The following is a 20,576-nucleotide window of genomic DNA, read 5'->3' as shown; positions in this document are numbered from 1 at the left end:
CTGTTTCCGCCTCAGCCCTGCTCTGCCCAGCGTTCCTTGATTTCCAGAATCGCCGGCAGCTGCTGGATAAACAGCTCGACCAGTTGCGGGTCAAAATGCCGGCCACTCTCTTCACGCAGCAAACCGACCGCGGCCTCAACCGTCCAGGCCGCCTTGTAGGGCCGCACGCTGGTCAAGGCGTCGAACACATCGGCTATCGCCACGATGCGCCCTTCCAGCGGAATCTCCTCGCCGCTGAGGCCATTGGGGTAACCGCTGCCGTCCCATTTTTCGTGGTGGGTCAGGGCAATGCGCTGTGCGGTGCGCAGCAGGCCCGAGGCATGCTCACCAATAATCCGCGCGCCAATTTCGACATGCTGGCGCATCACCGCCCACTCCTGCTCATCGAGCTTACCGGGTTTGCGCAGCACCGCATCAGGAATGCCGATCTTGCCGATATCGTGCATGGGCGCCGCATTGAGCAGCTCCTCGGCAGCCGCCTCGCTAAAGCCCGCTGCCAAGGCCAGGACCTTAGAGAAATGGCTCATGCGGATGACATGCAGGCCGGTCTCATTGTCTTTGTACTCCGCGGCCATGCCGAGGCGCTGAACAATCTGCAAGCGGGTCTGGCGCAGCTCATCCATACGCACCAGCGACAAATGCGTGCGCACGCGTGCGCGCACGATCGGCGGGCTGACGGGCTTGGTGATGTAGTCCACGGCACCTACAGCAAAACCGCGGGCTTCATCCTCAACATCAGCCAGCGCGGTGACAAATATCACCGGAATGGCCTCCAGCTCAGGTTGTGCTTTGAGTGCCTGGCACACCTCATAGCCCGTCATGCCCGGCATCATCACATCCAACAGGATCAGATTCGGCCGTTCACGCTCAGCCATTTCCAGGGCCTTGGCACCCTCTTTGGCAAACAGCAGGCGGTAATCGTCCTGCAGGATGTGCCGCAGCACTTGTAGGTTCGTGGCTTCATCGTCGACCAACAGGAGCAGCGGACGAGCATCGGCTGGCGTGATCATGGTGTCTGGCTGTCCTCATCGTGCAGCTGATGCAGCAGTTCGGTCAGCGATTGCTGCGCCAGCTCAAAGTCAAAATCATCCAGCGCCTGGCGGATATGGTCCAGGGCCTTTTCCTGCTGCGCGCCTTGCAGCCCTTCAGTTAGGCAGCTCAGCGCCTGATCATCCAGGCCGCCACGACTGACCGCCTGCTGCAAACGCAGCTGTGCATCACGCAATTGCTCACGACCAACCGTCTGGGTCTTTTCAAGCGGCTTCGGCACCTGTGGCAGCGCCTCAGCCACCGCCGCTAAGGCGCGGGATAGCTCCTGCAGCAAGCTGCGCAGGTGCAAGCCTTCGCGCTGATTGAACGCCAGCTCAATCGCTTGGCCAAGCCCCGCCAGGTGGGTCAGTGCCAGATTGCCGGCTGCCCCTCGGAAACGATGCGCCAGGCTGCGCCCCGTATCCCAGTCATTCTTTTCCAGCATGCAGGTGAGGTGTTCAACCAGTGCATCCTGCTCACTGAGGAAACGCTGAATAGCTTGGCTCATTTGCACCGGCCCGCCCCACAGGCTGGCGCCGCGCTGCCAGTCGAACATGCCGCCACTTGCCGTAACAGGCTGTTGTGGTGCGCCGCCCTGCTGAGCAGTGCCCAGCAGCCTGGCCATTTCGGCCAGCAGGCCGGGCAAGTCGAGTGGTTTGGAGGCGAAACCATTCATCCCGGCATCCAGCGCCGCCTGACGATCCTGATCCAGCACGCTGGCGGTCAAGGCAATGATCGGCAGGGGCACGCGCTGCCCGGCTGCTTCCAGCGCGCGAATACGGCGGGATGCTTCCAGGCCATCGACCAGCGGCATTTGCACATCCATCAGAATCAGGTCAAAGGTGCCGTGGGTAAACGCTTCAACAGCGGCCTGACCATCCGCCACACAGGTCACCTGATGCCCTAGCCGCTGCAAGTTGAGCTGCAGCAATTCCAGGTTTTGCGGCACATCGTCAGCGGCGAGAATGTGCAATGCCGCCAGTTGTGGCAGCGACTGACGCACCTGTGGCGCCAGCCGTTGCCCCGCACGCAGGGGCAACTCGACAATAAAACGACTGCCCTCACCCAGTGTGCTTTCCACCCGCAAACGGCCGCCCATCAGCTCGACCAGCTGGCGCGAGATGGTGGTGCCCAAGCCTGTACCGCCGAACCGCCGACTCATCGACGCATCGGCTTGGGCAAACGGCTCGAAAATCTTCTCAAGGCGGTCAGCCGCAATGCCGATGCCGCTGTCTTCGACGATCAAGCGGATCGCGCCGGGTTCACCCTGCACGTGCAGGCACACTCGGCCTTCACTGGTGAACTTCACCGCATTGCCCAGCAGGTTGGTCAGCACCTGCTGCAGGCGTAAAGCATCGCCCCGGTAGAACTCCAGTAACTGCGCCGGGTAATCGAGCTGCAAGGTAAGGCCTTTGTTCTCTGCGCTCAGACGTTGCGTGGCGCACACCTGTTCGCACAGTTCGCGCAAGGAAAAATCCAGGTCTTCCAGTTCAATCGCACCCCGGTCCAACTTAGCGGTATCAAGGATGTCATTGAGCAGGCTGAGTAACGAGCGCGAGGCCTGCTGCACAGTCTGTAGATGACGGCGTTGATCGTCGGCCAATGGCGTGCCGATCAGCAGCTCAGTGAAGCCAATAATGGCATTCATCGGCGTGCGGATTTCATGGCTCATATTCGCCAGGAAGCTACTGCGCGCAGCGGCAGCGGCTTCAGCACGGTCGCGAGCGGCGCGGGTTTCCTGCTCCATGAGCCGGCGCGGCGTCAAATCGGTGGCCAGTTTCACCACTTTGAAGGGTTTGCCATCCGTGTTGAAAATGGGGTTGTACGTAGCCTGAATCCAGACTTCACGGCCGCCGTTACCAATGCGCCGGTACTCTCCGGCGGAGAACAGACCTTTGGCTAAGTCGACCCAGAATTGCCGGTAATCCTCGCTGTCGACATACAAAGGGTCACAGAACAGGCTGTGGTGCTGGCCCAGCACGTCTTCACGCTGGTAGCCAAACAGGTCCAGGGCGTTGTCATTGATCGCCAGCACATGGCCTTGCAGATCAAATTCAATCAGCGCCATGGCTTTGCTGATGGCGTTGACCTTGCCTTCGTACTCGGCGTTACGCAACTTGGTTTCAGTTTGATCAAGCAATACGCCGTCAATCCAACGCGGGATACCCTGTTCGTCGAACACGGCGCTGCCACTCTCCCAGATCCAGTGCTCTTCACCATTGCGATCAAACAGACGGTACTCAACGGTGTAGTTACGCCGCTCCTCGATTGCGGTCATGATCTGCTCGGCCACCGGCTGCAGGTCATCCGGGTGGTACAGACTAGCGATGGCCTTGCGCTTGCTGATGAAGTCATCTGCGCTCCAGCCCGTAAGAGCTTGCACTGCATCGCTGATGAAAATCATGGTCCAGTCGGCATCGAGCAGGCAACGAAATGACACACCCGGGATATTGCTGATCAACGAGCGATACTGCTGCTCGCGCTCACGCAACGCCTGCTCCATTTCAATCCGCTCACTGATGTCCGTGACGAACACCACGAACAAGGGATGCTGGCCGGAACGGGTCACCCCAATACTGATGCGCACCGGTTTTTCCTGGCCGCTTCGAATAACGCACAGCAACTGCTGCTCAGCATTCGGAAGGCTGACCTGACCGGTTTTCACATACGTGTGTATGTGCTGCTCAAAAATGCGGGCCTCGGAAGGGTTAAGCAGTCTGGCCATCGGCATGCCGACCAGCTCATCCACTGACCAGCCAAACAGACGAGCGGCGGCGCGGTTAACCGAACGGATCGTGCCGGTGTGGTCAATGGTAAGAATGGAGTCCAGCGCGGTATCGAAGATCGACCGCAGGTGATGCTCGTTGGCACGCAGTTGCTGGCTCAGGTAGCGATAGCGCAGCAGTGCATTGGCAGCTACCACGAACACGGTCAGGGCGACCGTGATCAGTGAAATCGCACTGCCCAGGTACAGGCTATCGACCATGGCAAACGGCTGCGCTGACTCTGCCACTCCAACAAAGCGGGCAGCCGCCATACCGGTGTAATGCATGCCGCTGATGGCCAGCCCCATGACCACGGCACTCAACAGCAACGCCATGAGCGATGGCAGACGATTCTCCAAACCAAAACGCACCCACAAGGCAAGAATCGCCAGGGCAACCGCCACCAGAATCGACAGGGCAAACATCCAGGGGTCATAACGCAGCAATGGCGCCATCTGCATCGCGGCCATGCCGCTGTAATGCATCGCACCGATGCCCGCCCCTACTAATAACCCACCCACGCAGAGCTGCAACACGCTCAGATTTCGCCGCGCCAGAACGGTCAGCGCAACCCAGGATGCGCCCAGGCTTGGCAGCATCGACAACAGGGTTACGCCCAGGTCAAAACGTACTTCGGCACACAGCTGGAACGCCAGCATGCCAATAAAATGCATTGCCCAAATACCGGCTCCCAATGCCAGCGAACCAGTGGCGATCGTGACCTGTCGCCACCAGGCTGAATCACTGTCACGGGCTACGCCGGCCAGTTGCAGAGCCATGCCCGACGTGAACACAGCAATGCACAACGACATGAGTACTAAGAGCGGATCATGATTGCTGAGGACCAGGACACTGGGGTCGGCGTTGACGATAAACAACTGATCAAAAAACGACATATCACCCCAGACCGCATTGGATGCGCACACACCACTGGCGCAATGACAGCATCACAAACGAGCCTGCCCAGCCTGTCAATCAAGCACCGACAAAAAAGCCCGCCAATGGCGGGCTTTTTTATATCCGCTTGGATTAGGCGGAGAGTTCAACCAGTAGCTTGTTCAACCGCTGCACATAAGCGGCTGGATCTTTCAGGTTGTCGCCTGCAGCCAATGCCGCTTGGTCGAAGAGGATGTGGCTAAGGTCGGCAAAGCGATCTTCATCGGCCTCACCATCGAGCTTCTCGATTAGCGGGTGGCTTGGGTTGAATTCGAAGATCGGCTTGGAGTCCGGCACCTTCTGCCCGCTGGCTTCAAGGATCTGGCGCATCTGCAAGCCCAGGTCCTGCTCGCCAATAGCCAGGATGGCGGGCGAGTCGGTCAGGCGATGCGATACGCGCACTTCGGCAACCTGCTCACCCAGAGCCGTTTTCAGACGCTCGACCAGGCCTTCTTTGGCCTTGGCGACTTCTTCCTGGGCCTTCTTGTCTTCTTCCGAATCCAGCTTGCCGAGGTCCAGATCACCACGCGCCACGTCGACGAACTGCTTGCCGTCGAACTCGGTCAGGTAGCTCATCAGCCACTCGTCGATACGGTCGGTGAGTAGCAGCACTTCGATGCCTTTCTTGCGGAACACTTCCAGGTGCGGGCTGTTCTTCACCTGAGCGTAGGATTCGCCAGTCAAGTAGTAGACCTTGTCCTGGCCTTCGGCCATGCGCGCGATGTACTCGCCCAGGCCAACGCTCTGCTCGCCATCTTCGGTGCGGGTGGAGGCAAAACGCAGCAGACCGGCGATCTTCTCCTTGTTAGCGAAGTCTTCTGCCGGGCCTTCCTTGAGCACCTGACCGAAGTTCTTCCAGAAGCTCTTGTATTGCTCAGGCTCGTTCTTCGCCAGTTTTTCCAGCATGTCCAGCACGCGCTTGGTCAGCGCCGATTTCATCGAGTCGATGATCGGGTCTTTCTGCAGGATCTCGCGGGAGACGTTCAGCGACAGGTCGTTGGAGTCGACCACACCCTTGATAAAGCGCAGGTACAGCGGCAGGAAGGACTCAGCCTGGTCCATAACGAATACGCGCTGCACGTAGAGTTTCAGACCACGCGGTGCTTCACGCTGATACAGATCGAATGGTGCACGCGCCGGGGTGTACAGCAGCGAGGTGTATTCCAGCTTGCCTTCGACCTTGTTGTGGCTCCAGCTCAGCGGGTTCTCGAAATCGTGACCAATGTGCTTGTAGAACTCCTGGTATTCCTCGTCCTTGATCTCGGTACGCGGACGGGTCCACAGGGCACTGGCGCGGTTGACGGTTTCCCACTCAACTTCGGCAGGCTTGTCCTTCTCTTCGCCGTGGAACTCCTTCGGCAGCTCGATCGGCAAGGCGATATGGTCGGAGTACTTCTTGATGATGTTGCGCAGACGCCAGCCATCGGCGAACTCGTCTTCAGCCGCTTTCAGGTGCAGCACGATGCGGGTACCGCGCTCGGCTTTTTCAACGGTGGCAACTTCGAACTCGCCCTCGCCCTTGCTCGACCAATGCACACCTTCGCTGGCCGGGCTGCCGGCGCGACGGCTGAACACTTCAACCTTGTCGGCAACGATAAAGGCCGAGTAGAAGCCCACACCGAACTGACCGATCAGGTGCGAGTCCTTCTTTTGGTCGCCGGAGAGGTTCTTCATAAAGTCGGCGGTGCCCGACTTGGCGATGGTACCCAAGTGGGTGATCGCATCTTCACGGCTCATGCCGATACCGTTGTCTTCGAGGGTGACGGTCTTGGCGTCTTTGTCGAAGCTGACGCGAATTTTCAGCTCAGCGCCGCCTTCGAGCAGCTCAGGCTTGGCCAGCGCTTCGAAACGCAGCTTGTCGGTGGCATCCGATGCGTTGGAAATCAGCTCACGAAGAAAGATTTCCTTGTTCGAATACAGCGAATGGATCATCAGGTGAAGCAGTTGCTTCACCTCGGTCTGGAAGCCCAGGGTTTCTTTTTGAGTTTCCACACTCATGCTCTCTTACTCCACGTTGTTGACGAAGCCGTAATGCGGCGGATGTCATACAGGTGGGGGCATGTTGTGGGATTTCAAGTGTTTGCTGCAGAACCTGTTTAGGATCAAGCGAGCTAGAGACCTGCAAGGCGCTACGTTAGTAACAGCCTCCGGCTGGTCAAAGCGGCAAGGAAGCGGACTGGGCTCGCACACGAGTGTACTGTTGTACATGAGCATTACTCGCGTCACTCGCCCTTCGGGTCGCGCTAAAGCGCGTTAGCCGCAAGCGGCTTCTGAGGCTGTTTTTAACGCCGCAGGGCCGACGCGCAGCAGGTCGTAAATAGGTTCTCAGGGCTCAAGCAACTCGATACGGGTAATCTCTTCCGGCTGCAGGCTGAAACTGACTTCACCCTGCCCGCTCATGCGCTGGCGCAAAGTGATCCGACCGTCCTGATCGATACCCTGAAAGCGACCTTCAGCACTGTTACCGCGCTCAGTGGTGGCTCGCATGCTGAGGTTTTCATAGCGGTTGGGGTTGCGCAGCAAGCCATCAAGGCTGAAACGTACACGCCGATCCAGAGGCCGACTGACGCGCTCTGGGACGACTGCCGCCACTGCAACCGGTTTGGCCTCGGCAACCGGCGGTGCAACGGCGCTAGGTAACGGCGGAAAACTATCGGCAGCGACTTGCCAGCCACGCTTATCCTGCTTCTGCAGCAGGATCGGCAACTGCTGCAGCTCACCGTTGATCCGCGCCTGGACGTTCAGATCAACCCTCTGCAGTGGAAAGTTCAGGTTACCGATTGGCAGCAATTCCACCCGGCGAGTGGCAAAGCGGCGCTCCAAGTAGTCCTGAATCACATGGCTGACGGTATCCACCGAGTCGAACTGGCGATCGACTTTATCGCCCTGATAACGCAGGCCATTGCGGAACAGCTCAAGCTTGCCGCTCAGGGTCGTTTTGAACTGCGGCGGTAGTACCAGATGGAAATCACCGGCCAGCTTGTTCGGCGGCACCGGCTGCAAATCCAGGTGCAAGGTGTAGCCTCGGCTCAAGCGCCGCGCTTCGGGCAACTCCTGCTCAGGCAATAACCAGCTGATTTCCACTTCCGGCAGTATGCCTTCATCGGCCGGCAACACATCGAACCGCACTGGGCCCGAAGCGACGCTGGGTAGACGAATTACCAGTTCGCTTTGGGCAAAGAAATCCTGCCCCTCACGCAAACTCAACACGCCATCAATCAGCTCAGCCTGTTGCGGCGAAAAGGGGCGGCCATTCAACTGGCCACTTAGCACAATCGCTAATTCGGCGGGTGCTTGCACTTCAGGCTCAAGCCACTTGAGGCTGAAGATGGCTTCCAGACGTTGCGCATCATGGCTGGCCAGCATGGTCAGGCCGACCACCAGCGGAATAATCCCCAAACTGGCCAAGGCCAGCGCTGGCCGCGCCGAACGCCAATGGCGCAACACATACAGCAAGGTGAACGGCGGCAGGAAACTGGCCCAGCCCCACAGCAGGCCGGTAGCAAAGGCGCGCATGACCAGCCAGACCAACCCGGCGAGTATCAGCAGCAAGCCACCCAGAATCAGCAGCGCATCCATTCAGTAATCCTTAGCGATGGTTAAACGAGGGGTTATCCGCCTGGCCGGCATCCCTCAAGGTTCATCGACCTTAAAGTGCGCCCGCGCCGTAGCAATCGGCTCGGTCTGGTTGGTTTGCCAGGCGGTGATGGCCACGTTGGCGACCCGGCGACCCTGGCGCCAAACCTGGCATTGCACGAAGGTGTCACGATAATGGCCGGCACGAAGGTAATCTATCGAGAAGTCGATGATTTTCGGCAAATGTGGAATACCCATAAACATCAGCAGATGAAGCATTGCCGAATGCTCCATAAAACCGGCGATCACCCCGCCATGCAATGCGGGCAAGGTCGGATTACCGATATTGTCCTGGTTGGCCGGTAGGCGAAACACCATGTCATCACCCAGGCGCAGACACTCGATGCCAAGCAATTTGGCGTAGGGAATCAGACTGATCAACGAGTCATAGTTATTCTGCTCGTGGGCTTCGCGCACCAGCTGGTTGAGGTTCAGCGTGCTCATTGGCCAGCTCCCTTGGCAGTGCGTTGCAGATCAGCAGGTTTACCCATGCGCATGAAGGCGCCGACCACATGGGCAATCGGCTCATCGGGATTGTCCTGATAGGCATAGCCGCGGGTGAAGATGATGTTCTCGGTTACCCGGTAGCATTCAGCGAAACCAAATACATCCTTGTTCGGCTCAGCCGGGCGCATGTAATCAATGCGCAGGTCGAGGGTTGGGCAGATTTCGAACTCTGGCAGCACACACACAGTGGAAATACCGCAGGTGGTGTCCATCAGCGTGGTGATGGCACCACCGTGGATCACACCGGTTTCCGGGTTACCAACGATCTGTGGGCTGTAGGGCAAACGCAGGATCAGCCCCTGTGCATCAGCGCTGTGCACACTGATGCCGAGCACCTGGCAATGACGCAGGACCGATAGAAAACGCTGCGCCCGCGCAACAATAGGAGAATCGCTCATGACTTCAGACTCAGGACAACTGTACAAAGGGTGAGCATGATACTCGCAGACACCAGGCCCGGCACCACGGAGCCGACCTGCTGACGAGAACTGCCAGTAAATTAATAGGGAACTTCGGCGAAACTGCGTTGTTTAATGGCTATGCCCGGGCGACCCGGCATTGATTTCTACACTACAAGGAGTACTAACCGTGCAAAAGCCATTCACCTATGCCCTGCTTCTCGCCGCCATGCTCGGCCTGGCAGCTTGCGAGAAAACCCCGGAAGACAAAGTAGAGTCAGCCAAGGAGTCCGCTGCTGAAGCCATTGAATCCATGGGTGATGCCGTTGAAGAAACCGGCGAAGCCATTGAGCAGAAAGCTGATGAAGTGATGGGCACCGAGCCAACCACTGGCGAGAAAATCGAAGACGCTGCCAATGATGCAGCTGACGCTATCGAAGATGCTGGCGATGAAGTCAAAGATACTGTTGACGGCCAATAAGCCTTCCAGCTGAAACAAACAGGCCCGCTTAATGCGGGCCTGTTTGTTTATGGCGCAATCAAAGCGCCGGGGTAAGCATGAGCAGCAGGCTGCACAGCAGCCCAACCACCCAGACCAGACTGCGCTGCCAGTGCAGGTCGGCCCAGTAGAAAAGCAGATAAAGCACTCGCGCCACAACGAAGGTCACCGCCAAGACATCCACCAGAACGCCGTGGTTATTGGTCACATGGGCCATCAGCACGCCGACGGCAAACAGCGGAAACGCCTCGAAGTTATTCAAGTGCGCCGCCAAAGCACGCGCGCCAAAACCGGTCAGACGCGCTTGCTGGGCGCGCGGATGGTGGTTGTCGTAATGACCGTCACCCTCCTTCGCCATGGCCTTGGCCACCGGGGCCTTGGCAATAAAGATCAGTAATGCGCTGATAAAAATGCACCAGAATGGAATGCTCATTCGCTTTTCTCCTTGGGCGATTCGAATGCCGGGGTCTGGGTGTAGACCATCACTTCCAGCACATCGGAGTGAAACTCGCGGCGGTACAACACCAATACCACACCTGCGCTGACCAGCATGAAAAACCATGGGTTGATAAACCAGGCCAGGGTTGCCATACCGAAGTAATAGGCACGCAACCCCTGGTTGAACTGGTTGGCGGCCATCGAGATCACCCGCGCGGTGCGTTCGGCGAAGGCTTTGCGCTCCTGCTCAGTGACATGTCGCTCCCCCACCATCGGCGCAGAACCCACCAGTACGGCGGCGAAGTTGTACTGGCGCATGCACCAGCTGAAGGTAAAGAAGGCGTAGACGAACACCACTCCCAGACACAGCAGTTTGACTTCGGACAGCTCGCGGCTAGCGGCCTGGACAAACGGCAGATCGGCCAGCAGCGATACTGCGCGATCAGAGGCGCCGAGCACGGTCAGAATACCGGCGAGAATGATCAACGTACTGGAAGCAAAGAACGAAGCGTTACGCTCCAGGTTGCCGATCACGTTGGCATCGGCGATGCGGTTGTCGCGTAGCAGCATGCGGCGCATCCAGTCTTCGCGGTACAGGTGCAGCACGCTGGCCAGGCATGGCGTGGTGCGGCCCTTGGCCTGGGCATAGCGGGTATAACCGGCCCAGCAGACGACGAACCAAAGAACGGCAAGCAGGTGCGGTAGGTAGTAGTCACTGATTGGCATGCAAACTCCTTGTTAACCTGCGCCGATTATAGACAGGCCTAGCTTTCAGCTGGCCAACAAAAAGGCCGCTCAGTGAGCGGCCTTTTGTAACCAACAGAACTTAGGCTACAGCGGTCTTCGGCGCACCTAGCGCGCGATCCACCACAACAGCCAGGACCAGGGTCAGCAGCACCGGCAACAGCCAGCCGAGGCTCTGGTCCGCCAAAGGCAGTTGGCTGAAGAAGTTCGGGATCAGCGCCTTGCCGCCGGCTGCGGCAATCCCGTCAACCAGGCCAAACACCAAGGTGACCGCCATCACCGGACGGAACACACGCGCCGGTGAACACCACAGGTCATCCAGCAGGCTCAGCGCCACCAACACGATGGCCAGTGGATACAAGCCGACCAATACCGGAATCGAGAAGCTGATCAGCTGGGTCAAGCCCTGATTAGCCACCAGCAGGCTGAACACGCCAAACGCGATCACCACCGTGCGATAGGAAACCGGCAACAGGCCGCTGAAGAACTCGCCACACGCCGTCAATAAACCCACAGCTGTGGTCAGGCAGGCCAGGGTAATCACTACGGCCAGCAGCAAGCTGCCTGCAGTACCGAAGGTGTGCTGCACATAGGCGGTAAGAATCTGCACGCCATTCTGCGCTTCACCGGCAATGCCCTGGCTAGTCGCACCGAGGTAGAACAGCGCCAGATATACCAGCGACAGGCCGACTGCAGCGATCAGGCCGGCAATCACCGAGTAGCGGGTAATCAGCTTGCTGTCAGTCACGCCATGGTCGCGAATCGCGGTGGCGATCACGATGCCGAATACCAGCGCACCGAGGGTATCCATGGTCAGGTAGCCCTGCAGAAAACCCTGCACAAAGGGCGTGCTCTGGTAATCAGGCGAGACCTGGCCGATCTCCCCCGCCGGAATCAGCAGCGCAGCGCCGCCCAACACCAGCAGCGCCGCCAGCAGCACCGGGGTGATGTACTTGCCGATGCGATCCACCAGCTGCCCTGGATTGAGGGACAGGAACAGCACCGCAGCAAAGTAGGCCAAGGTATAGAGCAATAGCGCAGTACTGCTATTGCCGCTGAACGGGGCGACGCCCATCTCGAACGACACCACAGCGGTGCGCGGCGTAGCGAATAACGGGCCAATGGCCAGGTACACCGCGACCGCAAACATTACGCCTGCACGCTTACCTAACGGCGCGGTAAGCAGTGCCATGCCGCCACCGACGCGCGCCAGGGCGACAATGGTCAACAGCGGCAAACCAACGCCAGTGAGCAGAAAGCCCAGCGCTGCCAGGCCGATGTTCTCGCCCGCCGCCATACCGGCGCTGGGCGGAAAGATGATGTTGCCGGCGCCCAGGAACAGCGCAAACGTCATAAAGCCGAGGGCCAGGAGATCCGAGCCTTTCAAACGAGTCATAGAAGGGAATACCACAGGCAGAAAGTTGGAAGTTGAAAACCGAAAGTTCCGAGGGTTTCCCGATGGATCGGGGGAAACGTCACCCAGCCGGTTAAGCGGGGCCACTGCAGCACCCTGAGCCGCTTGTGGCGGAGCAGGCGCTAATAGTTGCAAGCCTAACGAAATTGGCACGCCAGCGGCACTGGCACAGGTCAGGCTGTCGGACTGGTGAAAAAAGCTGTCGCATCGACAACAGTTCGTCCCTGGCCGCAATAAAAAAGGCCACCCGAAGGTGGCCTTTTCTCAGGTCAAAAAGCCTTAGGCTTTTTTCACTTCCCAACCGGTCAGCTCGGCCAGGGCCTTGCCGATGTCAGCCAGGGAACGCACGGTTTTCACGCCAGCGTCTTGCAGGGCTGCGAACTTCTCGTCTGCAGTACCCTTGCCGCCGGAGATGATTGCGCCGGCATGGCCCATACGCTTGCCCGCAGGAGCGGTTACACCAGCGATGTAGGACACTACTGGCTTGGTCACGTTGGCCTTGATGTAAGCAGCAGCTTCTTCTTCAGCCGAACCGCCGATCTCACCGATCATCACGATCGCTTCGGTCTTCGGGTCTTCCTGGAACAGCTTCAGGATGTCGATGAAGTTGGAACCTGGGATCGGGTCACCACCGATGCCGACGCAGGTGGACTGACCGAAACCGGCGTCAGTGGTCTGCTTAACAGCTTCGTAAGTCAGGGTGCCGGAACGCGACACGATGCCGACTTTGCCTGGCAAGTGGATGTGGCCGGGCATGATGCCGATTTTGCACTCGCCCGGAGTGATCACGCCTGGGCAGTTCGGGCCGATCAGGACCACGCCCAGCTCGTCACACTTGACCTTGGCTTCGAGCATGTCGATGGTCGCGATGCCTTCGGTGATGCAGACGATCAGCTTGATGCCGCCCATGGCCGCTTCAAGGATCGAGTCCTTGCAGAACGGAGCCGGAACGTAGATCACGCTGGCGGTGGCGCCAGTTTGTTCAACTGCTTCACGCACGGTGTTGAACACCGGCAGATTCAGGTGAGTGGTGCCGCCTTTGCCCGGAGTCACGCCGCCAACCATCTTGGTGCCGTAGGCGATGGCTTGTTCGGAGTGGAAAGTACCCTGCGAGCCGGTGAAGCCCTGGCAGATAACTTTGGTGTCTTTATTGATCAGGACGCTCATTACTTGCCCTCCGCAGCTTTGACGACTTGCTGAGCAGCGTCGGTCAGGCTGGTTGCCGCGATGATGTTCAGGCCGCTTTCTGCCAGGACTTTAGCGCCCAGTTCAGCGTTGTTGCCTTCCAGACGGACAACAACCGGGATTTTCACGCCGACTTCTTTCACTGCGCCGATGATGCCTTCGGCAATCATGTCGCAACGAACGATACCGCCGAAGATGTTTACCAGTACGGCAGCAACGTTGCTGTCGGACAGGATGATCTTGAAGGCTTCGGTCACGCGCTCTTTGGTTGCGCCGCCACCTACGTCGAGGAAGTTGGCTGGCTTGCCGCCGTGCAGGTTGACGATGTCCATGGTGCCCATGGCCAGGCCAGCACCGTTGACCATGCAACCGATGTTGCCTTCCAGCGCTACGTAGTTCAGTTCGAACTTGGCAGCGTGGGCTTCACGCGGATCGTCCTGGGACGGATCGTGCATGGCGCGCAGCTTCGGCTGACGGTACATGGCGTTGCTGTCGATGTTGATCTTGGCGTCGAGGCAATGCAGATTGCCGTCAGCCTTGATCACCAGCGGGTTCACTTCCAGCAGAGCCAGGTCATAGTCCTGGAACAGCTTGGCCAGGCCAACGAAGATCTGAGTGAACTGCTTGATCTGATCACCTTCCAGGCCCAGCTGGAATGCCAGCTCGCGGCCCTGGAACGGCTGAGCGCCGACCAGCGGGTCGATGGTCGCCTTGAGGATCTTCTCAGGGGTATCGTGGGCTACTTTCTCGATGTCCACGCCACCTTCGGTGGAAGCCATGAACACGATGCGACGGCTGGAGCGGTCAACGACTGCGCCCAGGTAGAGTTCCTTGGCGATGTCGGTGCAGGACTCGACCAGGATCTTGGTCACTGGCTGACCGTTGGCATCTGTCTGGTAAGTCACCAGACGCTTGCCCAGCCAGTTGGCGGCGAAGGCTTTGGCGTCTTCTTTGTTCTTAACCAGCTTCACGCCGCCCGCTTTACCGCGGCCACCAGCGTGGACTTGAGCTTTGACGACCCACTCGGTGCCACCGATTTTTTCGCAGGCTGCTGCGGCTTCTTCCGGGGTGTCTACCGCGAAGCCCTTGGATACGGGCAGGCCGTATTCAGCGAACAGCTGCTTACCCTGATACTCGTGGAGATTCATGCTTGTCTACCGTCTTCGTTTAGGTATTGCGCATACGGTGCTGCACTTGTGATGCCGCACCACCTGTGACTGCTTCTGGAGCAATCCGGCTAACGTTCCGCGCAGAACCTGAGGTGTACGCGGGCAGTCGGCCGTGGTTCTTCCTGTTGAGCTGCACCTTCACCGGTACACAACGCCGGTGAAGGCATCCGCTCAAACAAACAACGACTTAACGCTTCTTGCGGTTGGCGATGTGGATGGCGTGGCCATTCACTGCCAGAGCAGCTTCATGCAGCGCCTCGGACAGCGTCGGGTGGGAGAACACCATCATCCCCAGATCCTCGGCGCTGGTGCCGAATTCCATACCAATTGCACCCTGCTGAACCAGTTCGGCAGCGCTTGGGCCAATCACGTGTACACCCAGAACGCGGTCGGTGCTGGCATCGGCGATCACCTTAACCATACCGCCGGTGTCGTTGGCCGCCATGGCGCGACCGCTGGCAGCGAACGGGAAGGTGCCGACGTTAACGGCAACGCCTTCGGTCTTCAGCTGCTGCTCGGTTTTACCAACCCATGCGATTTCCGGGTGGGTGTAGATAACCGACGGGATCAGGTCGTAGTTCATCTGGGCTTTGTGGCCGGCGATGCGCTCGGCAACCATGATGCCCTCTTCCGAGGCTTTGTGGGCCAGCATCGCGCCGCGCACCACGTCACCAATGGCGTAAACGCCCGGTACGCTGGTGGCGCACTGGTCGTCAACGAAGATGAAACCACGCTCGTCCATGTCGACGCCGCTGTCGGCCGCCAACAGGTCGGTGGTCACCGGACGACGACCAACTGCAACAATCAGCTTGTCGAATACGATCTTCTGCTCGCCTTCGGCGTCGGTGAAGTTGACAGTGACCTGCTTCTTCTTCACTTCCGACCCAGTAACGCGAGCACCCAGACGGATGCTAAGGCCTTGCTTGGTGAAGGTTTTCAGCGCTTCCTTGGCGATCTGCTCATCGGCAGCCGGGAGGAACTTGTCCAGCGCTTCCAGCACAGTCACTTCAGCGCCCAGACGCGCCCACACCGAACCCAGTTCCAGACCGATTACGCCAGCGCCGATCACGCCCAGCTTCTTCGGCACGCTCTGGAATTCAAGGGCGCCAGTGGAATCAACGATCACGTCCTGGTCAACCGGGGCAGGCGGAATGTCGATCGGCTTGGAGCCGGAGGCAAGAATAACGTTCTCTGCTTCGACGATCTGCGTCTTGCCGTCGGAGCCAGTGACTTCAACCTGCTTGTTCGCCAGCAGCTTGCCGTGACCTTCGAGCAGGGTCACACCATTGGCTTTGAACAGCGTGGCAACGCCGCCAGTTAGGTTTTTCACGATATTGGCCTTACGACCGATCATCGCAGGCACATCGATGGTCACGCCCTTGGCTTCAATACCGTGAATTGCGAAGTGATCCTTCGCCTCATAGTATTTCCAGGAGCTGTCCAGCAGCGCTTTGGACGGGATGCAACCGACGTTCAGGCACGTACCACCGAGTGCAACCTTGCCCTCTTTATCCTGGTACTTCTCGATGCAGGCAGTCTTCAAACCGAGCTGCGCTGCTTTGATGGCCGCTACATAGCCACCAGGGCCGGCACCGATGACTACCACGTCGAATTTCTGGGTCATAACGTATTCCTTCTCGAATAAACCGGACGGCCCTGGTTAGAGAGCCGCCGAGGGAGAAACTGGCTTTTAGATGTCCAGCAGCAGACGCGCCGGGTCTTCCAGCAAGTTCTTGATGGTCACCAGGAAGGTCACGGCTTCCTTACCATCAATCAGGCGGTGATCGTAGGACAACGCCAGGTACATCATTGGACGGATTACCACCTGGCCATTCACGGCCATCGGACGCTGGATAATGTTGTGCATACCCAGAATCGCGGCTTGCGGCGGGTTGACGATCGGCGTCGACATCATCGAACCGAAGGTGCCGCCGTTAGTGATGGTGAAGGTGCCGCCAGTCATTTCTTCGATCGACAGCTTGCCGTCTTTGGCTTTCTTGCCAAAGGTGACAATGCCGTTCTCGATTTCAGCCAGGCTCATCAGCTCGGCGTTACGCAGCACCGGAACAACCAGACCACGGTCGCTGGACACGGCAACGCCGATGTCGGCGTAGCCGTGGTAAACGATGTCGGTCCCATCGATCGAGGCGTTGACTGCTGGGAAACGCTTCAGCGCTTCAGTGGCAGCCTTGACGAAGAACGACATAAAGCCCAGGCGCACGCCGTTGTGGCTCTTCTCGAATAGGTCTTTGTACTTCGAACGCAGGGCCATGACTTCGGTCATGTCGACTTCGTTGAAGGTGGTCAGCATGGCCATGGAGGACTGAGCCTCAACCAGACGCTCGGCGATCTTGGCGCGCAGGCGAGTCATCGGTACACGCTTCTCGGTGCGGTCGCCGGTGGCGAATACCGGGGCGGCAGCGGCTGGCGCGGCAGGCTTGGCGGCAGGTGCAGCAGCAGGCGCGTTCTTCTTCGCTTCAACGGCAGCCACCACGTCTTCCTTGGTGACACGACCGCCTTTACCGGTGCCGGCAATGCTGTTCGGATCGATACCGTTTTCTTCAGCAATCTTGCGCGCAGCTGGGGACAGGATCTGATCGTCGCCCGCAGCAGCGGCAGGAGCAGCGGCAGCAGGTGCAGCAGATTGAGCTGCAACAGCCGGTGCAGGAGCAGCCGCGCCGCCCTCGCCCAGGGTACCTAGCAGTTCGTTGGACAGAACGGTGTCGCCTTCATTCTTGATGATTTGCGCGAGGACACCATCGGCCTCGGCCAGCACTTCAATCACTACCTTGTCGGTTTCGATGTCAACGATCAGCTCGTCGCGCTTGACCGCATCGCCCGGCTTCTTGTGCCAAGTGGCCACGGTGCCGTCGGCAACCGATTCCGGGAAAGTAGGGGCTTTGATCTCGATAGCCATTGTGTGTGGTTCCTTAAATTCGGTTTCTTCTAGCAGGCGACCCAGTTGGCCGCCTGTTGCGCGAAGGCGTTAAACAGTAAAGGCGTCTTGCAGGAGTTTTTCCTGCTGTTCGGCGTGCATCGATGCATAACCACAGGCAGGTGCAGCAGACGCATCACGACCGGCGTACTCGAGGAACAGCGCTTTCTTGTGCGCTGTCGCCACGCGACGCATGTGATGCTGGCTGCAGTACCAGGCGCCCTGGTTCATCGGCTCTTCCTGACACCAGACGATGTGCTTGAGGTTCTTGTACGGAGCAATTGCCTCGGCCAGATCATCTTCCGGGAACGGATAGAGCTGCTCGATACGCACGATGGCGATGTCTTCGCGGCCTTCGTTGCGGCGCTTCTCCAGCAAGTCGTAGTAAACCTTGCCGCTGCACAGAATCAGACGCTCGACTTTCTTCGGATCGATTGCATCGATCTCCGGAATCACGGTCTGGAACGAGCCTTCGGCCAGATCTTCCAAAGTCGAGATGGCCAATTTGTGGCGCAGCAGCGACTTCGGCGTCAATACGACCAATGGCTTGCGCAGCGGGCGAATCACCTGACGACGCAGCAAGTGGTAGATCTGCGCCGGGGTGGTCGGTACGGCAACCTGCATGTTGTGCTCGGCACACAGTTGCAGATAACGCTCTAGACGCGCCGAGCTGTGCTCAGGCCCCTGCCCTTCATAACCGTGCGGCAGCAGCATGGTCAGACCGCACAGACGGCCCCACTTGTGCTCGCCACTGGAAATGAACTGGTCGAACACTACCTGAGCACCGTTGGCGAAGTCGCCGAACTGCGCTTCCCAGATCACCAGCGACTGCGGCTGGGTGGTGGCATAGCCGTATTCGAAGGCAAGCACGGCTTCTTCCGAGAGGAAAGAGTCGTACAGGTCGAAACGCGGCTGACCCTGGTAGAGGTTCTGCAGCGGCAGATGAGTGCCGGCATCCTTCTGGTTGTGCAGCACCGCGTGACGGTGCGAGAAGGTACCGCGGCCGATGTCCTGGCCGGTCATACGGATTGGGTGGCCTTCGAACAACAAGGTGGCGTAGGCCATGGTTTCGGCGTAGCCCCAGTTGATCGGCAGTGCACCTGCGCTCATCTTCTGGCGGTCTTCGAGAATTTTCGCGACCTGGCGCTGCACAACGAAGCCTTCCGGAATTTCCAGCAGCTTGTTGGACAGCTCCTGCAGGGTTTTCAGCTCGAAACGCGTGTCGTGACGCGCGGTCCAGGCATGGCCCAGGTACGGACGCCAATCGACGAAGAGTTCCTTGTTCGGCTCTTTGACCAGGCTTTTGACCACATGCTGACCATTATCCAGCGCGGTACGGTACTCGTCGATCTTGGCCTGCACCTCATCTACCGACTGACGCGCCGCAGCGGTCAGCACTTCGGCATACAGCTCACGGGTGGTGCGCTGCTTGGTGATTTGCTGATACATGATCGGCTGGGTGCCGCTCGGCTCGTCGGCCTCGTTGTGGCCGCGACGGCGGTAGCAGACCAAGTCGATGACCACGTCACGCTTGTACTGCATGCGGTAATCGACAGCCAGCTGGGTCACGAACAGCACCGCTTCCGGATCATCGCCGTTAACGTGCAGGATCGGCGCCTGAATCATCTTGGCAACGTCCGTGCAGTACTCAGTGGAACGCGAGTCCAGCGGGTTGCTGATGGTAAAGCCGACCTGGTTGTTGATCACGATGTGGATGGTGCCGCCCGTCTTGAAGCCGCGAGTCTGCGACATCTGGAAGGTTTCCATGACCACACCCTGACCGGCAAATGCTGCGTCACCGTGTAGGGAAACCGGCAGCACTTTCTCGCCAATCGCGTCGTTACGACGGTCCTGACGGGCACGTACCGAACCTTCGACCACCGGCGAAACGATCTCCAGGTGAGACGGGTTGAACGCCATCGCCAGGTGCACTTCGCCGCCAGCGGTCATCACGTTGGAGGAGAAACCCTGGTGGTATTTCACGTCACCGGAGGACAAGCCTTCGGTTTTCTTGCCTTCGAACTCGTCGAACAAGTCGCGTGGGTTCTTGCCGAAGGTGTTGACCAGCACGTTAAGACGGCCACGGTGGGCCATGCCGATAACGATTTCCTTGGTGCCGTAGGAGCCGGAACGCTGGATCACTTCATCGAGCAGCGGAATCAGGCTCTCGCCGCCTTCAAGACCGAAACGCTTGGTGCCGGGGTATTTGGTACCCAGGTATTTTTCCAGACCTTCAGCCGCAGTCAGACGTTCGAGCAAGTGGCTCTGCACGTCAACCGAGAATTGTGGACGACCGCGCACGCTTTCCAGGCGCTGCTGGAACCAGCTGCGCTGCTCGGAATCAACGATGTGAGTGAACTCGGCGCCAATGGTGCGGCAATATGTCTGCTGCAACGCATCGCGAATTTCGCGCAGAGTAGCCTCTTCCTTGCCAATGAACAGACCACCGGTACGGAAGGTGGTGTCCAGGTCAGCATCGGTCAGACCGTAGTGATTGATTGCCAGATCAGCCGGGACAGGACGCTTCCAGAGGCCAAGCGGATCGAGCTGGGCAGCCTGATGGCCGCGCATGCGATAAGCCTGAATCAGGCGCAGCACCTCGACTTGCTTCTTTTCGTGCTCACTGCTGACGCTACCAGCAGACACCGGTTGGGCGCGGCGCTGGTTTTTGGCGAGCAGGACGAAATGATCGCGAATCGTTGAATGCGATACGTCTGTGGCGGCGCTGCCGTCAGTCGGCAACTTCTGGAAGTAAGTGCGCCACTCTTCTGGCACAGCGTTGGGATCGTGCAGGTAAAGCTCATAGAGCTCTTCCACATAGGCAGCGTTACCACCGGATAGGTGGGCACTGTCCCACATGCGCTGCATCACGCTTTCTTGCATGCTTGGTCACCCTCGGTAAGGGGACACCACCGGCGAAG

General features: G+C 58.8%; 15 protein-coding genes. 1 reads left to right on the top strand and 14 read right to left on the bottom strand.

Annotated features, from left to right (window positions below; translation table 11 throughout):
• Positions 1-11 precede the first annotated feature (11 nt).
• From BLO50_RS12745 to BLO50_RS12720, 6 genes are all read right to left on the bottom strand, one after another.
• Complete coding sequence (locus BLO50_RS12745) at positions 12-1,010, bottom strand: response regulator (RefSeq protein WP_090253317.1); 999 nt, start codon at positions 1,008-1,010, stop codon at positions 12-14.
• Entirely contained in the window at positions 1,007-4,690 is a 3,684-nt protein-coding gene (locus BLO50_RS12740; RefSeq protein WP_090253313.1) for a PAS domain S-box protein, read from the bottom strand. The genes BLO50_RS12745 and BLO50_RS12740 overlap by 4 nt, the downstream gene beginning before the upstream one ends.
• Positions 4,691-4,823: 133 nt before the next feature.
• Positions 4,824-6,728, bottom strand: a complete 1,905-nt coding sequence (gene htpG, locus BLO50_RS12735; protein WP_090253310.1) for a molecular chaperone HtpG — start codon at positions 6,726-6,728, stop codon at positions 4,824-4,826.
• A gap of 327 nt (positions 6,729-7,055) precedes the next feature.
• Positions 7,056-8,309, bottom strand: a complete 1,254-nt coding sequence (locus tag BLO50_RS12730; protein WP_090253307.1) for an MFS transporter — start codon at positions 8,307-8,309, stop codon at positions 7,056-7,058.
• 54 nt (positions 8,310-8,363) lie between these two features.
• Positions 8,364-8,810 (bottom strand): PaaI family thioesterase, encoded by a 447-nt coding sequence (locus BLO50_RS12725; RefSeq protein WP_090253305.1) that lies wholly within the window; start codon positions 8,808-8,810, stop codon positions 8,364-8,366.
• Positions 8,807-9,271 (bottom strand): PaaI family thioesterase, encoded by a 465-nt coding sequence (locus BLO50_RS12720; RefSeq protein WP_090253302.1) that lies wholly within the window; start codon positions 9,269-9,271, stop codon positions 8,807-8,809. Before BLO50_RS12720 ends, BLO50_RS12725 begins: the two co-directional genes overlap by 4 nt.
• A 190-nt stretch (positions 9,272-9,461) precedes the next feature.
• Between BLO50_RS12720 and BLO50_RS12715 the strand changes: the two genes are divergently transcribed.
• Positions 9,462-9,752 carry a hypothetical protein gene (locus BLO50_RS12715; protein WP_090253300.1) on the top strand — a complete coding sequence of 97 codons (291 nt, stop codon included), beginning with the start codon at positions 9,462-9,464 and terminating at the stop codon, positions 9,750-9,752.
• Positions 9,753-9,810: 58 nt separating this feature from the next.
• On the opposite strand, the gene BLO50_RS12710 is transcribed toward BLO50_RS12715, so the two are convergent.
• From BLO50_RS12710 to BLO50_RS12675, 8 genes are all read right to left on the bottom strand, one after another.
• Positions 9,811-10,203, bottom strand: a complete 393-nt coding sequence (locus tag BLO50_RS12710; protein WP_090253297.1) for an MAPEG family protein — start codon at positions 10,201-10,203, stop codon at positions 9,811-9,813.
• Positions 10,200-10,934, bottom strand: coding sequence for a DUF599 domain-containing protein (locus BLO50_RS12705; protein ID WP_090253295.1), 735 nt, complete (start codon positions 10,932-10,934; stop codon positions 10,200-10,202). Before BLO50_RS12705 ends, BLO50_RS12710 begins: the two co-directional genes overlap by 4 nt.
• Positions 10,935-11,034: 100 nt before the next feature.
• Entirely contained in the window at positions 11,035-12,348 is a 1,314-nt protein-coding gene (gene brnQ, locus BLO50_RS12700; protein ID WP_090253292.1) for a branched-chain amino acid transport system II carrier protein, read from the bottom strand.
• A gap of 297 nt (positions 12,349-12,645) precedes the next feature.
• On the bottom strand, positions 12,646-13,533 hold the full coding sequence (gene sucD / locus BLO50_RS12695; RefSeq protein ID WP_090242057.1) for a succinate--CoA ligase subunit alpha: 888 nt from the start codon (positions 13,531-13,533) through the stop codon (positions 12,646-12,648).
• Entirely contained in the window at positions 13,533-14,699 is a 1,167-nt protein-coding gene (gene sucC / locus BLO50_RS12690; protein ID WP_090253289.1) for an ADP-forming succinate--CoA ligase subunit beta, read from the bottom strand. The genes sucD and sucC overlap by 1 nt, the downstream gene beginning before the upstream one ends.
• A 208-nt stretch (positions 14,700-14,907) precedes the next feature.
• Positions 14,908-16,344: a dihydrolipoyl dehydrogenase gene (lpdA, locus tag BLO50_RS12685; RefSeq protein ID WP_090253286.1), complete on the bottom strand. Its 1,437-nt coding sequence runs from the start codon at positions 16,342-16,344 to the stop codon at positions 14,908-14,910.
• Between the two features lie 66 nt (positions 16,345-16,410).
• Positions 16,411-17,637 carry a 2-oxoglutarate dehydrogenase complex dihydrolipoyllysine-residue succinyltransferase gene (odhB, locus tag BLO50_RS12680; RefSeq protein ID WP_090253283.1) on the bottom strand — a complete coding sequence of 409 codons (1,227 nt, stop codon included), beginning with the start codon at positions 17,635-17,637 and terminating at the stop codon, positions 16,411-16,413.
• Positions 17,638-17,706: 69 nt separating this feature from the next.
• Positions 17,707-20,538 (bottom strand): 2-oxoglutarate dehydrogenase E1 component, encoded by a 2,832-nt coding sequence (locus BLO50_RS12675; RefSeq protein ID WP_090253281.1) that lies wholly within the window; start codon positions 20,536-20,538, stop codon positions 17,707-17,709.
• Between the last annotated feature and the right edge of the window lie 38 nt (positions 20,539-20,576).

It is taken from the genome of Pseudomonas peli, from assembly GCF_900099645.1.
GTDB classification, from domain to species: Bacteria; Pseudomonadota; Gammaproteobacteria; order Pseudomonadales; family Pseudomonadaceae; genus Aquipseudomonas; species Aquipseudomonas peli.
This window is presented reverse-complemented; position numbering and strand designations above follow the sequence as displayed.

Bases quoted from the DNA above. Each gene is read 5' to 3' on its own strand.
- BLO50_RS12745 (WP_090253317.1), bottom strand. From the start codon at position 1,010: ATGATCACGCCAGCCGATGCTCGTCCGCTGCTCCTGTTGGTCGACGAT.
- BLO50_RS12740 (WP_090253313.1), bottom strand. From the start codon at position 4,690: ATGTCGTTTTTTGATCAGTTGTTTATCGTCAACGCCGACCCCAGTGTC.
- htpG (WP_090253310.1), bottom strand. From the start codon at position 6,728: ATGAGTGTGGAAACTCAAAAAGAAACCCTGGGCTTCCAGACCGAGGTG.
- BLO50_RS12730 (WP_090253307.1), bottom strand. From the start codon at position 8,309: ATGGATGCGCTGCTGATTCTGGGTGGCTTGCTGCTGATACTCGCCGGG.
- BLO50_RS12725 (WP_090253305.1), bottom strand. From the start codon at position 8,810: ATGAGCACGCTGAACCTCAACCAGCTGGTGCGCGAAGCCCACGAGCAG.
- BLO50_RS12720 (WP_090253302.1), bottom strand. From the start codon at position 9,271: ATGAGCGATTCTCCTATTGTTGCGCGGGCGCAGCGTTTTCTATCGGTC.
- BLO50_RS12710 (WP_090253297.1), bottom strand. From the start codon at position 10,203: ATGAGCATTCCATTCTGGTGCATTTTTATCAGCGCATTACTGATCTTT.
- BLO50_RS12705 (WP_090253295.1), bottom strand. From the start codon at position 10,934: ATGCCAATCAGTGACTACTACCTACCGCACCTGCTTGCCGTTCTTTGG.
- brnQ (WP_090253292.1), bottom strand. From the start codon at position 12,348: ATGACTCGTTTGAAAGGCTCGGATCTCCTGGCCCTCGGCTTTATGACG.
- sucD (WP_090242057.1), bottom strand. From the start codon at position 13,533: ATGAGCGTCCTGATCAATAAAGACACCAAAGTTATCTGCCAGGGCTTC.
- sucC (WP_090253289.1), bottom strand. From the start codon at position 14,699: ATGAATCTCCACGAGTATCAGGGTAAGCAGCTGTTCGCTGAATACGGC.
- lpdA (WP_090253286.1), bottom strand. From the start codon at position 16,344: ATGACCCAGAAATTCGACGTGGTAGTCATCGGTGCCGGCCCTGGTGGC.
- odhB (WP_090253283.1), bottom strand. From the start codon at position 17,637: ATGGCTATCGAGATCAAAGCCCCTACTTTCCCGGAATCGGTTGCCGAC.
- BLO50_RS12675 (WP_090253281.1), bottom strand. From the start codon at position 20,538: ATGCAAGAAAGCGTGATGCAGCGCATGTGGGACAGTGCCCACCTATCC.